At 73.8% G+C, this 12,797-nt stretch carries 12 protein-coding genes and 2 tRNA genes; 9 read left to right on the top strand and 5 right to left on the bottom strand.

What is annotated here, in order from left to right:
• The first annotated feature begins 75 nt into the window (after positions 1–75).
• From ACIQGZ_RS06245 to ACIQGZ_RS06220, 6 genes are all read left to right on the top strand, one after another.
• Positions 76–1,488 (top strand): FG-GAP repeat domain-containing protein, encoded by a 1,413-nt coding sequence (locus tag ACIQGZ_RS06245; protein ID WP_402599647.1) that lies wholly within the window; start codon positions 76–78, stop codon positions 1,486–1,488.
• Between the two features lie 182 nt (positions 1,489–1,670).
• Positions 1,671–2,399, top strand: coding sequence for a M50 family metallopeptidase (locus tag ACIQGZ_RS06240; RefSeq protein ID WP_402599646.1), 729 nt, complete (start codon positions 1,671–1,673; stop codon positions 2,397–2,399).
• A gap of 75 nt (positions 2,400–2,474) precedes the next feature.
• Positions 2,475–3,809 (top strand): 3-phosphoshikimate 1-carboxyvinyltransferase, encoded by a 1,335-nt coding sequence (gene aroA, locus ACIQGZ_RS06235; protein WP_402599645.1) that lies wholly within the window; start codon positions 2,475–2,477, stop codon positions 3,807–3,809.
• Positions 3,810–3,867: 58 nt separating this feature from the next.
• Positions 3,868–4,923: a ribosome small subunit-dependent GTPase A gene (gene rsgA / locus ACIQGZ_RS06230; protein WP_402599644.1), complete on the top strand. Its 1,056-nt coding sequence runs from the start codon at positions 3,868–3,870 to the stop codon at positions 4,921–4,923.
• A 129-nt stretch (positions 4,924–5,052) separates the two neighbouring features.
• A complete protein-coding gene (locus ACIQGZ_RS06225; RefSeq protein ID WP_402599643.1) occupies positions 5,053–5,376 on the top strand; it encodes a DMT family transporter in 324 nt (107 codons plus the stop codon).
• Between the two features lie 174 nt (positions 5,377–5,550).
• Positions 5,551–5,874: a DMT family transporter gene (locus tag ACIQGZ_RS06220; RefSeq protein ID WP_402599642.1), complete on the top strand. Its 324-nt coding sequence runs from the start codon at positions 5,551–5,553 to the stop codon at positions 5,872–5,874.
• A gap of 13 nt (positions 5,875–5,887) precedes the next feature.
• On the opposite strand, the gene ACIQGZ_RS06215 is transcribed toward ACIQGZ_RS06220, so the two are convergent.
• Complete coding sequence (locus ACIQGZ_RS06215; RefSeq protein ID WP_402599641.1) at positions 5,888–6,385, bottom strand: MarR family winged helix-turn-helix transcriptional regulator; 498 nt, start codon at positions 6,383–6,385, stop codon at positions 5,888–5,890.
• A gap of 116 nt (positions 6,386–6,501) precedes the next feature.
• Between ACIQGZ_RS06215 and hisN the strand changes: the two genes are divergently transcribed.
• Both hisN and ACIQGZ_RS06205 read left to right on the top strand, forming a co-directional pair.
• A complete protein-coding gene (gene hisN / locus ACIQGZ_RS06210; protein ID WP_402599640.1) occupies positions 6,502–7,296 on the top strand; it encodes a histidinol-phosphatase in 795 nt (264 codons plus the stop codon).
• Positions 7,297–7,474: 178 nt separating this feature from the next.
• The gene (locus ACIQGZ_RS06205; protein WP_402599639.1) at positions 7,475–7,870 is read left to right on the top strand and encodes a cyclic nucleotide-binding/CBS domain-containing protein; all 396 of its coding nucleotides are present in this window, start codon (positions 7,475–7,477) and stop codon (positions 7,868–7,870) included.
• Between the two features lie 148 nt (positions 7,871–8,018).
• Here ACIQGZ_RS06205 and ACIQGZ_RS06200 read toward each other — a convergent pair whose 3' ends face one another.
• Positions 8,019–9,491, bottom strand: coding sequence for a catalase (locus ACIQGZ_RS06200; protein WP_402599638.1), 1,473 nt, complete (start codon positions 9,489–9,491; stop codon positions 8,019–8,021).
• Between the two features lie 123 nt (positions 9,492–9,614).
• On the opposite strand from ACIQGZ_RS06200, the gene ACIQGZ_RS06195 reads away from it, so the two are divergent.
• On the top strand, positions 9,615–10,037 hold the full coding sequence (locus tag ACIQGZ_RS06195) for a Fur family transcriptional regulator (protein WP_402599637.1): 423 nt from the start codon (positions 9,615–9,617) through the stop codon (positions 10,035–10,037).
• Positions 10,038–10,091: 54 nt separating this feature from the next.
• Here ACIQGZ_RS06195 and ACIQGZ_RS06190 read toward each other — a convergent pair whose 3' ends face one another.
• The 3 genes from ACIQGZ_RS06190 to ACIQGZ_RS06180 all read right to left on the bottom strand — a co-directional run bounded on the left by ACIQGZ_RS06190 (position 10,092) and on the right by ACIQGZ_RS06180 (position 12,783).
• The gene (locus ACIQGZ_RS06190) at positions 10,092–12,167 is read right to left on the bottom strand and encodes a tetratricopeptide repeat protein (protein WP_402599636.1); all 2,076 of its coding nucleotides are present in this window, start codon (positions 12,165–12,167) and stop codon (positions 10,092–10,094) included.
• A 245-nt stretch (positions 12,168–12,412) separates the two neighbouring features.
• Positions 12,413–12,486, bottom strand: a tRNA-Met gene (locus ACIQGZ_RS06185).
• A 223-nt stretch (positions 12,487–12,709) separates the two neighbouring features.
• A tRNA-Met gene (locus tag ACIQGZ_RS06180) sits at positions 12,710–12,783 on the bottom strand.
• Between the last annotated feature and the right edge of the window lie 14 nt (positions 12,784–12,797).

Here is a 12,797-nt window from a genome sequence, read left to right as displayed (position 1 = left end):
CAGGCTGCCGACCCGGATAGCGTGCTCGGGCGCCAGACAGTTCGCATGAATTCGAATCGCAGGGATCGAGGGGGCATGGGGTACTTCAGCAATCCGCGGGCAAGGACCGTACGCGGAATCACCAGCGTTATCCTGGCAACCGGACTGATAACGTCCGCATTCACCGCCACCGCGCAGGCCGCAGGCGCGGCGGGCAGCACCGGCGCGAAGACCCACCGGTGCCATGACACCCACGGCCGACCGGGCGACGGCGGCCGCTGCCACGCGCCGGGGCGCGACACGACCGCCCCCGTCGTCGACGGCACCGCCACCTTCGACGGGGTCGCCGGTGACACCGCGACCCTGCACATCACCGGCACCGACCCGGTACCCGCAGGTGGCGGCCGGGCCAGCGGGATCGACCACTTCACCTACACGCTCAGCGGCGACCCGAACGACCTGTACGGCGGCGGCGGGACCGTGATCCCCGCCGACGGCACCCTCTCCTTCCACGCCACCACCTGGGGTACCCAGGTGATCTGGGTGCAGGCGACCGACCGGGCGGGCAACCAGAGCCGACCCACCATGGTGACCTTCTATGTGGTGGACGCGCCGATCGCCAGCACCGCCGGTGACATCGACGGTGTCCGGGACGCCCAGGGCCGGACGCACCCCGACCTGGTCGCCGTCGACGCCTCCGGCGCCCTGCGGCTCTACCCGACGGCCGAGCAGCCCGCCACCCCCGGCCCCGCCGCCGAACCAGCCGACGCACCGGACGACACCAGCTGGACCGACACCCTCGTCACCCACCGGCTCAGCACCAGCGGCGCCGACCTCGACGACCTGTGGGCCCACACACAGGGCAGCAGCGACCTCTACGTCTATGTCAACCAGGCCACCCTGCACAGCGTCGACCCCGCCAACGGCGGCTACTACTCCCGCGCCCGCCGCCACGCCGTGAGCCGCCCCGGCTGCGCCACCGACTGCACCGGCTACGCCGACGACTGGTCCCAGGTCAGCAGCATGGTCGCCCCTGGGGACGTCAATCAGGACGGCACCCCGGACCTGTTCACCGTGGAGAACGGCCGGCTCTGGTTCTTCCCCGCCAACTTCTTCGGCGGCTTCAACGCGCCGCAGCTCGTGGGCGCCACCGGCTGGGGCGACGGCGACCTGATCGCGCCGGGCGACGACACCGGCGACGGCACCCCAGACCTGTGGTTCCGCGACACCGCCAGCGGCGCGCTGCTGCGCCACCCCGTCGTGTACGACGCCGCCACCCGCACGGTCAGCACGTCCGCCGGGACGCGGATCGGCACCGTCGACTCCACCGGCTATCCGCTGGTCGCCTCGGTCCGTGACGTCGACGGCGCGGCGGGCGCCGCCCACAGCGACCTGTGGTCCACCGGCGCCGACGGCAACCTCTACTCCTGGGCCGGTACCGACACCGGCCTCGGCGCCCCCGTCCTGAAGGGCAGCGGCGGCTGGACCGCCATCACCGCCCTCGCCTGACCCGTACTCTCCCCTACTCCCGCAGTTCCCGGGGCCGGACGCACACCCGCGCGCGGCCCCGGGCCGCGCGCCGGGCGGCCCGGGTGAAACCGGAGGCTGGTCGGGGTTCGTCCTCCCGTGCGAAGCTGCCGGTTCACGGGGAGGGCCCGGACGGGCATCGGCACGGAGGCACGGCGGTAGAGATGGACGGACACAGCATCGGCGACGCCTGGCAGCGCGTCGTCGGCACCCAGCCCGACCCGCCGGGCTGGCTGGTGCTGGCGACCGGGGCCGTGGCGCTGGCGGCGATCCTGCCCGCGCCGCTGTGGCGGCTGAGCCGGAACATCGTCACCATCGCCCATGAGGGCGGCCACGGCCTGGTGGCGCTGCTCACCGGGCGGCGGCTCTCCGGCATCCGGCTGCACTCGGACACCTCCGGCCTCACCGTCTCCTCCGGCAAGCCCACCGGCACCGGCATGATCCTCACCGCCGCCGCCGGCTACCTCGCGCCGCCGCTGCTGGGCCTGGGCGGCGCCGCGCTGCTGGCCGCCGGGCACATCACCGCGCTGCTGTGGACGGCGATCGTGCTGCTGGCCGGGCTGCTGGTGATGATCCGCAACGCCTTCGGCGTGCTGTCGGTGCTGGCCACCGGGGCCGCGTTCCTGCTGGTCTCCTGGTACGCGGGCGACCGCACCCAGGCCGCGTTCGCCTACCTGGGGGTCTGGTTCCTGCTGCTGGCGGGCGTCCGGCCGGTGGTGGAGCTGCAACGCAAGCGGCGGTACGGCGGCGCCCCTGACTCCGACGCCGACCAGCTGGCCCGGCTCACCGGGGTGGCGGCGGTGCTCTGGGTCGGCCTCTTCGCGGTGACGGCGCTGGCCAGCCTGCTGGCGGGCGGCAGCTGGCTCATCGGCGGCTGGACGGCCGGCGGCTGAGAGCGCACGGTCCGGCTGTCCACCGGGTGGGACGGACCACCGGACCGCCGGGCCCGAACCCTCTAGGCTTGCGCCATGACCGACACTCTCTGGCCCGCCCCGACCGCGTCCGCCGCCGTTCACGCGACCGTTACCGTGCCCGGCTCCAAGTCGGTCACCAACCGTGCCCTGGTCCTCGCCGCCCTGGCCGCCGAGCCCGGCTGGGTCCGCCGCCCGCTGCGCAGCCGCGACACCCTGCTGATGGCCGCCGCCCTGCGGGCGCTGGGCGTCGGCATCGAGGACACCGTCAACAACAGCACCGGCGGCACCGGCGGCGGTGACGCCTGGCGGGTGATCCCGGCCGGTCTGCACGGCCCGGTGACGGTGGACGTGGGCAACGCCGGTACGGTGATGCGCTTCCTGCCGCCGCTGGCCGCGCTGGCCGACGGCCCGGTGCACTTCGACGGCGACCCCCGCTCCCACGAGCGCCCGCTGCACGGCGTGATCGACGCCCTGCGCGGGCTGGGCGCCCGGATCGAGGACGGGGGGCGCGGCGCGCTGCCGCTCACCGTGTACGGCACCGGTGCGCTGGACGGCGGCCAGGTCACCGTGGACGCGTCGTCGTCCTCCCAGTTCGTGAGCGCGCTGCTGCTCTCCGGTGCCCGGTACAACCAGGGGGTGGAGGTACGCCACCAGGGCGGCCCGCTGCCGTCGCTGCCGCACATCCGGATGACGGTGGAGATGCTGCGCGCCGCCGGTGTGCAGGTGGACGCCCCCGAGGACGGCGGCGAGCCCGACGTCTGGCGGGTCACCCCCGGCGCGCTGCTCGGCCGTGACCTGGTCGTCGAGCCGGACCTCTCCAACGCCGCGCCCTTCCTGGCCGCCGCGCTGGTCACCGGCGGCCGGGTCGCCGTACGGGACTGGCCGGAGCGCACCACCCAGCCGGGCGACCAGCTGCGGGAGATCTTCACCCGGATGGGCGGCGAGTGCGAGTTCATTGACGGGGCACTGGCCCTCACCGGCTCCGGACGCGTCCACGGCATCGAGGCCGACCTGCACGACGTGGGCGAGCTGACGCCGGTGATCGCCGCGGTCGCCGCGCTGGCCGACTCCGAGTCGCACCTGTACGGCATCGCCCACCTGCGGCTGCACGAGACCGACCGGCTGGCCGCGCTCGCCAAGGAGATCAACGACCTCGGCGGCGACGTCACCGAGACCGAGGACGGGCTGCGCATCCGCCCCCGGCCGCTGCACGGCGGGGTGTTCCACACCTACGAGGACCACCGGCTGGCCACCGCCGCCGCCGTGCTGGGCCTGACCGTCCCCGGCGTCCAGGTGGAGAACGTCGCCACCACCGCCAAGACCCTGCCCGACTTCCCCGAGCTGTGGACCGGCCTGCTGACCGGGGCCGACGCCCCGGCCACGGCCTGACCAGGGAGCCCAGCATGACGTACCACCACCTGAACCACCCGAAGGTCTGACACTCCGTATGCGCCGTTACGGCAAGGACGCCGACGAGGACGACATCCGGGCCCGCCCCGGCCGCCGGGGCTCCCGCCCCCGCACCCGCACCCGGCCCAAGCACGAGGACGCCGCCGAGGCGATGGTCCTCACCGTGGACCGGGGGCGGCTGACCTGCCTGGTCGACGCCGGCACCCGCCAGGAGCGCGCGATCACCGCCATGAAGTCCCGCGAGCTGGGGCGCACCGGCGTAGTGGTCGGCGACCTGGTGGCGGTGGTCGGCGACCTGTCGGGCGAGCCCGACAGCCTGGCCCGGATCGTCCGCGTCGAGGAGCGCGACTCGGTACTGCGCCGCACCGCCGACGACGACGACCCGTACGAGCGGGTGGTGGTCGCCAACGCCGACCAGCTGGCCATCGTCACCGCGCTGGCCGACCCCGAGCCCCGCCCCCGGCTGATCGACCGCTGCCTGGTGGCGGCGTACGACGCGGGGATGGAGCCGCTGCTGATCCTCACCAAGGCCGATCTGGCACCGGCCGACCCGCTGCTGGAGGTGTACGCGCCACTGGGCGTCCGCCATGTGGTCACCCGCCGTGACGAGCTGGCCGAGGACGACGCGGAGACCGTGCGGGCGCTGCTGCGCGGGCGCTCCACGGTCTTCGTCGGGCACTCCGGGGTCGGCAAGACCACGCTGGTCAACGGGCTGGTCCCGGCGCACCAGCGGGCCACCGGCGTGGTCAACGCGGTCACCGGCCGGGGCCGGCACACCACCGTCTCGGCGCTGGCGCTGCGGCTGCCGCCGCCGCCCGGGGCCAAGCCCGGCTCCAAGAAGGCGCTCGACCCCGGCTGGGTGATCGACACCCCCGGCTTCCGGTCCTTCGGCCTGTCGCACATCGACCCGTCCCGGGTGATCCACGCCTTCCCCGACCTGGAGCCGGGCACGGTCGACTGCCCCCGGGCCTGTAGCCACGACGAGCAGGACTGCGCGCTGGACGCCTGGGTGGCCGCCGGGCACGCCGACCCGGCCCGGCTCTACTCGCTGCGCCGGCTGCTCTCCACCCGCGAGGCCCGCGAGGGCGACTGACCGGGCCCGGCCCGCCCGGCCGTACCCCGGATGCGTGATCCCCCACCGGCTTGATCGAATGGGCCTGGGGCAGCCCGCCGAGGCCGCCCCGCCGGACCGGACGAGCGGACGAGCGGGCAGGAGCGCGCCATGGCGTGGGCACTGGTGATCTGCGCCGGGCTGCTGGAGACGGGCTTCGCGGTCTGCCTCAAGCTCAGCAACGGCTTCAGCCGGCTGTGGCCGACCGTCGCCTTCTGCCTGTTCGCGCTGGGCAGCTTCGGCCTGCTGACGCTCTCGCTGCGGCGGCTCCCGGTGGGCAGCGCGTACGCGGTGTGGACCGGCATCGGCGCGGCCGGCACCGCCGCCTACGGCATGATCTGGCTCGGCGAGTCGTCGTCCGCGCTCAAGCTGCTCTCCATCACCCTGGTGGTGGCCGGGGTGGTCGGGCTCCAGATCAGCGGCTCGGCGCACTGACCGGCACCGCCGGAGAAGTCCGCCGGAGAAGTGCCGAGACCCATCCGGAGGCCGGGCCGTATGATCACCGCCCGTATGATCGCTGGCAGTACGGGGACACAGGCCGCCGGGTGGGTAGGGAACCCGGAGCCCGGCGGCGGAGCGCGGCCGGGCCCGAGTGTGGGGGATTCGTAGATGGCATGGCTGCTGGTGGTCTGCGCGGGCCTGTTCGAGACGGGCTTCGCGGTCTGCCTCAAGCTCAGCAACGGCTTCAGCCGGCTGTGGCCGACCGTCGCCTTCTGCTGCTTCGCGCTGGCCAGCTTCGGGCTGCTCACGCTCTCCCTGAAGCATCTGCCGGTGGGTCCGGCGTACGCGGTGTGGACCGGCATCGGCGCGGCCGGCACCGCCAGCTACGGCATGATCTGGCTCGGCGAGAGCAGCACCACCCTCAAGCTGGTCTCCATCGGCCTGGTGGTGGCCGGGGTGATCGGACTCCAGATCAGCGGCTCGGCCCACTGACCTCCCGGCCCCGTCAGCGGTCGGGTCCGCCGTTGGCGTCCCGGAGCACCGCCATCAGCTCGCCCAGCCGGGCCGCCTGCTCGGGGCCGAGCGGGGCCAGGAAGTGCCGGCGCAGCAGTTCGGCGTAGCGGCGGTGGCCCTCCTCGGCCAGCCCGGCGCCGTGTGCGGTGAGCACGGTGTAGGTGACCCGGCGGTCGGTGGCGCACGGCTCGCGGTCGATCAGCCCGGCCGCCGCCATCCGGTCGGCGAGCTTGGTGAAGCCGCCGCTGGTCAGCGAGACGTCATGGGCCAGCCTGGTCATCGGCAGCCGGTGGCCGGGGGCGCGCAGCAGGGCCAGCAGCACCTCGAACCACGGGCCGGGCAGGTCCACCCCGGCCCCCAGCTCCGCCCGGACCCGGCGCTCGGTACGGGCGCTGCCGGCCAGCAGCAGCCCGTAGAGGTCGACCAGGTCGCGGTCGGAGAGGTCCGCTCCGGCCGCGCCGGGGACCGGTGCCGCTGCCCGCTGTGCCATGGGCCCACAGTAGCCATGCCGTGCCGCGTGGCGGAGCCCCCCGAACGGAGGTCCTGCGGCTGTCCGCTGTGCGAGCCGGGCTGGCCCGGGGCCGGGCCGGTGGCTACGGTGAGCCCATGCCGGACTACCACGATGACCTGCGTCTCGCCCATGTCCTCGCCGACTCGGCCGACTCGATCACCATGGAGCGCTTCAAGGCGCTCGACCTGAAGGTGGAGACCAAGCCGGACCTGACACCGGTCAGCGACGCCGACAAGGCGGCGGAGGAGGCGGTGCGCGGGGTGCTCCAGCGCGCCCGGCCCCGGGACGCGGTGATGGGCGAGGAGTTCGGCACCCGGGGCGGCGGGCCGCGCCGCTGGGTGATCGACCCGATCGACGGCACCAAGAACTACGTGCGCGGGGTCCCGGTGTGGGCCACCCTGATCGCGCTGCTGGAGCAGGGTCCGGACGGCGAGCAGCCGGTGGTGGGCATCGTCTCCGCGCCGGCGCTGGGCCGGCGCTGGTGGGCGGCCAAGGGCGCGGGGGCGTACTCGGGGCGTGACCTGACCCGGGCGAGCCGCATCCAGGTGTCCCAGGTGTCGCGGCTGGAGGACGCCTCGTTCTCGTATTCCTCGCTGTCCGGCTGGGAGGAGCGCGGCCGGCTGGAACCGCTGCTGGATCTCACCCGAGGGTGCTGGCGGACTAGGGCGTACGGCGATTTCTGGTCCTACATGATGGTGGCCGAGGGGGCGGTGGACATCGCGGCGGAGCCGGAGCTGTCGCTCTGGGACATGGCGGCGCCGTGCATCGTGGTGCAGGAGGCGGGCGGCCGGTTCACCGGGCTGGACGGGGTGGACGGGCCCGGCGGCGCGGACGCGGCGGCGTCCAACGGGCTGCTGCACCGGGAGCTGCTGACCCGGCTGAGCTGCTGATCACACCGGCTGACGTACGGGGCGCGCGGGCGGTGCCGTGCGCCGGTGCGGCCGGGCTGGCACCCGGTGGCCCTGGCCAGCCGGGGGGTGCGCATGTGAACATGAGAATTCCGGAGCTTGTGAATGTGTGAAGCGCTTCGCCGGCTCATCCGCCCCCCTCGTCAGGAGGTGGCCGTACATGCTCGTCCGTGACGCCATGAGTCCGGTGGTCCTCACCATCGGGCCCGCCCACACCCTGCGCCATGCCGCCCGGCTGATGTCCGGGCGCCGGATCGGCGCCGCCGTCGTCCTCGATCCCGACACCTACGGGATCGGCATCCTCACCGAGCGGGACGTCCTCAACGCCCTGGGGCGCGGCCAGGACCCCGACATCGAGACCGCCCACGCCCATGTCACCGCCGACGTGGTCTTCGCCGGCCCCGACTGGACCCTCGACCGGGCCGCCGCCGCCATGCTGCGGGGCGGCTTCCGCCACCTGGTGGTGCTGGACGGCCCCGAGGTGGTCGGCATCATCTCGGCCCGGGACGTCCTCCGCTGCTGGGTCGCCGCCGCCCGCCCGGCCGTCCCGGCCTGATCCCGCCCCCTCGCCCAGCTTCGCCGCCCGCCCAGGGGCGCGAGGAACCGCGCGAACAACCCTCCGTAGAGCGCCGATCGCCCAGCTCCCCCGCCCCCGGGAGGCTGCCCTTCAGAGCCGAACCCCCGGTCGGCCGTCAGGGCCGAGCTCAGCCGCGCCGCTCGCTGACCGCCTCTTCGAGCCGCTTGCCGTAGTCGGCGTCGGCCCGGCGGAAGTTCTCGATGGCCCGCTGGACGATGTCCTCGCGGTCGGCCGAGACCCCGGCCAGCGCGTCGGCCAGGTTGGCGACCAGCCGCTCCTGCTCCTCCTGGGACATCAGCCGGTAGAGGTCGCCCGCCTGTACGAAGTCGTTGTCCTCGGCGTGCAGCGGCGCCTCATGGGTCCCGGTGAGGCCGGAGACGTCGATGGCCGACCAGAGCGGGCGGCCGGTCTGCACCGGGCCGTTGAAGCTGTTGGGCTCGTAGTTCTTGGCCCGGCCGTGCCGCCCGTCGTACAGGCCGCCGTCCCGGTGGTTGGCGCGCGCCTCGGTGGCGTGCGGCCGGTTCACCGGCAGCTGGTCGGCGTTGATGCCGACGCGGTAGCGGTGGGCGTCCGCGTACGCGAACAGCCGGCCCTGGAGCATCTTGTCCGGCGACGGGCCGATGCCCGGCACGAAGTGGGCCGGCGAGAAGACCGACTGCTCGACCTCGGCGAAGATGTTCTCCGGGTTGCGGTTGAGCTCCAGCTTGCCGATCTGGATCAGCGGGTAGTCCGCGTGCGACCAGACCTTGGTGAGGTCGAACGGGTTGAAGCGGTACGTCGCCGCCTCGGCCACCGGCATGATCTGCACGTAGGCCGTCCAGCTCGGGAAGTCGCCGCGCTCGATGGCCTCGCGCAGGTCCCGCTGGTGCGAGTCCGGGTCGCTGCCGGCCAGCACCGCCGCCTCCTGGGCGGTGAGGTTCTTGATGCCCTGGTCGGTCTTGAAGTGGTACTTGACCCAGAACGCCTCGCCGGACTCGTTCTGCCACTGGTAGGTGTGCGAGCCGAAGCCGTGCATGTGGCGGTAGGAGGCCGGGATGCCCCGGTCACCGAAGAGCCAGGTCACCTGGTGGGTCGACTCGGGAGACAGGCCCCAGAAGTCGAAGACGTTGTCCGCCTCCTGCGAGCCGGTGTACGGGTCGCGCTTCTGGGTGTGGATGAAGTCGGGGAACTTGCTCGCGTCCTTGATGAAGAAGACCGGAGTGTTGTTGCCCACCAGGTCGTAGTTGCCGTCCTCGGTGTAGAACTTCAGCGCGAAGCCGCGCGGGTCGCGCACCGCGTCCGCCGCGCCCAGGTTGCCGGCGACGGTGGAGAACCGCAGGAAGGTCTCGGTCTGCTTGCCGACCTCCGACAGGAACTTCGCCCTGGTCCAGCGGGAGACGTCGGCGGTCACCGTGAAGGTGCCGTACGCGCCGGCGCCACGGGCGTGCACCACCCGCTCCGGGATGCGCTCACGGTTGAAGTGGGCCAGCTTCTCGAACAGCTGCTGGTCCTGTATGAGCAGTGGGCCGCCGGGTCCTGCGGTCTCACTGTTCTGGTTGTCCGCCACGGGCGCGCCCGCTTCGGTGGTGAGGGTGGGACGCAGTTCGTCCTGGGCCGTCACGTGAGCACCTCCGCTGTGATCCGGTCTGATGGGCCCGATCTTACATTGGACAAAGTCCAAGTCAACATGCTGACCAAGTCACGACCTATTACGAGTCCGGACACCCCCTGTTATCCTGAACCCATGAGTGACCTGCTGGAACGACTGAGAAGCCGCGGCTGGCGGCTGACCGCTCAGCGGAGGGTCGTGGCTGAGGTACTCGAAGGCGACCACGTCCACCTGACCGCCGACGAGGTGCACGCGCGCGCCGTGCGGCGCCTGCCGGAGATCAGCCGCGCCACCGTCTACAACACCCTGGGCGAACTGGTGACCCTCGGCGAGGTGCTGGAGGTCAGCACCGACGGCCGGGCCAAGCGCTACGACCCCAACGCCCACCATGCCCACCAGCACCTGGTCTGCTCACGCTGCGGCACCATCCGCGACGTCCATCCGACCGGCGACCCGATGGCGGCGCTGCCGTCCGGTGAGCGGTTCGGCTTCGTCGTCTCCGCCGTCGAGGTGACCTACCGGGGCCTCTGTCCGGACTGCGCCGCCGTCACCGCATAGCCCCCCGCACCGGCAGTCCGGCCCGGCAGCCCTGACCGGCAGCCCTGACCGGGCTCAGGCGCTGAGTTCGGTACGGAGCGCCTCCAGCAGCCGGCCGGCCCGCTCGGCCACCTCCGCCGGGCCGTACTCCGTCGCCCGCAGGCACCAGTTCCGGGCCTGGGTCAGCTCGCCCCGGCGTACCGAGATCAGCGCCAGCCGCAGCGCGGCCCGGCCATGGCCCGCGTCCGCCGCCCGCGAGTACCAGAGCATCGCCTCCGGCTCGGCGCCCTCCCGGGCCAGCAGCAGGCCCAGGTTGAAGGCGGCGCTGCGGCTGCCGCTCTCCGCCGCCCGGCGGTACCAGCCCTCCGCGACCTGCACCGCGCCGCGCTCCGCCGCCCGGACGCCCAGCCGGACCTGCGCCCGCGCGTGCCCGGCGTCGGCCGCGACCGCGTACCAGTGCTCCGCCTCGTCGTCCGCCTCGCCCTGCCGGTCCAGCAGCGAGCCCAGCCGGAAGGCCCCCTCCGCCGAACCGCCCTCGGCCGCCTGCCGGTAGCGGTACATCGCCGCGGCCAGCTCGCCGCGCCGCTCCTTGACCACGGCCAGCTGGAGGGCGGCCTCGCCGTGGCCCTCGGCCGCCGCGCGGGCGTACCACTCCTGGGCCTCGTGCTGTTCACCGCGCCCGGCGTGCAGGATGCCCAGGTTGAAGGCGGCGTCGGTGCTGCCCGCCTCGGCGGCCTTGGAGAACCAGGGCGCCGCACCCGACGGGTCGTCACGCTGGAGCAGCAGTACGGCGAGTGCGTTGCACGCCTCCCGGTGACCGGCGTACGCCGCCCGCCGGTACCACTGCTCGGCCTGCGCCTCCCGGCCGGCCGACGCGCAGAGCAGCCCCAGGTTGAAGGCGCCGTTGTGGTCGCCGGCCTCCAGGGCGGCCCGGTACCAGTGCTCCGCGAGCGCCGTCTCACCCCGGTTGGCGTGCAGGGCGCCCAGCGCGTTGGCGGCGTTGCCGTCGCCGTCCTCGGCGGCCTCCCGCCACCAGTCGGCGGCGGCCTGCGCGTCGCCCGCGTCGCTGAGCAGGAAGCCCAGCGCGCAGGCGGCCCGGGGCTCGCCGTTCTGCGCGGACTGCCGGTACCAGCGGGCCGCCTCCTCGCGCTCGCCGCGCTCCTCCAGCAGCACGCCGAGCCGCAGTGCGGAGCGGGCGTGGCTGCGGGCGGCGGCGGTGCGGTACCAGGTCTCGGCGGTCGCCCGGTCACCGGACGCCTCCCGCATCCGGCCCAGCCGGTACGCCGCCTCGCGGTGGCCCGCGTCGGCGGCCATCCGGAACCAGCGCTCGGCGCGCACGTCGCGGCGGTGCTCCAGCAGGTCGGCCAGCGCGTAGGCGCCCAGCGCATGGCCGTGCTCGGCGGCGAAGTGCAGCCAGTACTCGGCGCCGGACTCGTCGCCGTGGTCGCGCAGGTGCAGGCCGAGCGCATGGGCGGCGGGGGCGCTGCCCGCGACGGCCGCCTGGCGCCACCACTCGGCGGCCTCCTCTCGGTGGCCGCGCCGGTGCAGCAGCACGCCCAGGTTGTTGACGGCGGCTCGCAGGCCGGCCCCGGCGGCGCGGCGCAGCAGGGTCTCGGCCTCCTCCAGCTCGCCACGGCGCAGCAGCAGCGCGCCGAGCAGGCTGGCGGCGCCCGGGTCGCCCGCGGTGGCGGCCGTGCGGTAGCGGGCCTCCAGGGCGGCCTCCTCGCGGGCGGCGAGGGCGGCTTCGAAGCTGCTGCCGGACCGGTCGGGAGCCTCCTCGGCGGAGGGGCCGTCGGCGCTGCCGGGGCCGTCGCCGCCGGGGGCCGGGGCAGCGGGGGGGTCGGGCGGGTCGGCGGGCAGTGCGGGGGCGCGGTCGGGCAGCGGGCGGCGGGGCGGGAGCAGCGTGGCGGCGCGTGGGGCGGGCAGGTGGATCAGGGCGGCGGCGCCGGTACGGCGGGCGGTGTCGGCCGAGCGGTGGCTGTCGGCCGGTCGGTGGCTGTCGGTCCGCTGGGCGGGGAGCGCGCCGGAGGGGGTGTCGTCGGACGGGTCGTTGAAGACGGAGGCAAGCGTGTCCGCGAGTCGGCCGAGCAGGGTACCCGGGCCGCCCGCCGCACGCTCTCGGCCGCTCACCGGCTCTGCACCGTCCCCCATGGGATCCATCGTCGCACCACCCGCAACCCGCGTACACCTGGTATACCGCAGCTCGTGATGTTACTTCAGCGTTTTGTCGACTTCCCGATACATCAACTGTGCAAACACCACTTGTGGGGGACGCCCGACCCTCCGGCGGCCGCCCGGGACCGCCCGGAGCCGCCCCGACCGGTCGGGCCTGGACGAGTCCGCGCGGGCACAGCGAAAGGGTCCGCAGCCTGTTGGCTGCGGACCCTTCGACCGAGTAGCGGGGACAGGATTTGAACCTGCGACCTCTGGGTTATGAGCCCAGCGAGCTACCGAGCTGCTCCACCCCGCGTCGTTGTGTCTTAACCGTAGCACGAACCGGGCGGGGACCACGAATCGATTCCCCGACCATGCTGGTGAGCAGCGCTTGTGAGCAGTGCTTGTGAGCAGTGCTTCGGGCACGGTACTTCCGGGCAGAGCTCCGAGGCGGAGCGCCATTCGCGCACAAAGCCTCGAAGCAAACCTCGGGGCAAAGCGAAGGGCCCGGTGCGATTGCACCGGGCCCTTCGACCGAGTAGCGGGGACAGGATTTGAACCTGCGACCTCTGGGTTATGAGCCCAGCGAGCTACCGAGCTGCTCCACCCCGCGTCGTTGTGCCTTAA

The organism is Streptomyces sp. NPDC092296 (genome assembly GCF_044755465.1).
Classification (GTDB): Bacteria; Actinomycetota; Actinomycetes; order Streptomycetales; family Streptomycetaceae; genus Peterkaempfera.
Note: the sequence above shows the minus strand (reverse complement) of the source record. Positions and strands in the feature narration are given on the sequence as shown.

Excerpts from the sequence above, each read along its gene's own strand:
- ACIQGZ_RS06245 (WP_402599647.1), top strand. The coding sequence starts at position 76 with ATGGGGTACTTCAGCAATCCGCGGGCAAGGACCGTACGCGGAATCACC.
- ACIQGZ_RS06240 (WP_402599646.1), top strand. The coding sequence starts at position 1,671 with ATGGACGGACACAGCATCGGCGACGCCTGGCAGCGCGTCGTCGGCACC.
- aroA (WP_402599645.1), top strand. The coding sequence starts at position 2,475 with ATGACCGACACTCTCTGGCCCGCCCCGACCGCGTCCGCCGCCGTTCAC.
- rsgA (WP_402599644.1), top strand. The coding sequence starts at position 3,868 with ATGCGCCGTTACGGCAAGGACGCCGACGAGGACGACATCCGGGCCCGC.
- ACIQGZ_RS06225 (WP_402599643.1), top strand. The coding sequence starts at position 5,053 with ATGGCGTGGGCACTGGTGATCTGCGCCGGGCTGCTGGAGACGGGCTTC.
- ACIQGZ_RS06220 (WP_402599642.1), top strand. The coding sequence starts at position 5,551 with ATGGCATGGCTGCTGGTGGTCTGCGCGGGCCTGTTCGAGACGGGCTTC.
- ACIQGZ_RS06215 (WP_402599641.1), bottom strand. The coding sequence starts at position 6,385 with ATGGCACAGCGGGCAGCGGCACCGGTCCCCGGCGCGGCCGGAGCGGAC.
- hisN (WP_402599640.1), top strand. The coding sequence starts at position 6,502 with ATGCCGGACTACCACGATGACCTGCGTCTCGCCCATGTCCTCGCCGAC.
- ACIQGZ_RS06205 (WP_402599639.1), top strand. The coding sequence starts at position 7,475 with ATGCTCGTCCGTGACGCCATGAGTCCGGTGGTCCTCACCATCGGGCCC.
- ACIQGZ_RS06195 (WP_402599637.1), top strand. The coding sequence starts at position 9,615 with ATGAGTGACCTGCTGGAACGACTGAGAAGCCGCGGCTGGCGGCTGACC.
- ACIQGZ_RS06190 (WP_402599636.1), bottom strand. The coding sequence starts at position 12,167 with ATGGGGGACGGTGCAGAGCCGGTGAGCGGCCGAGAGCGTGCGGCGGGC.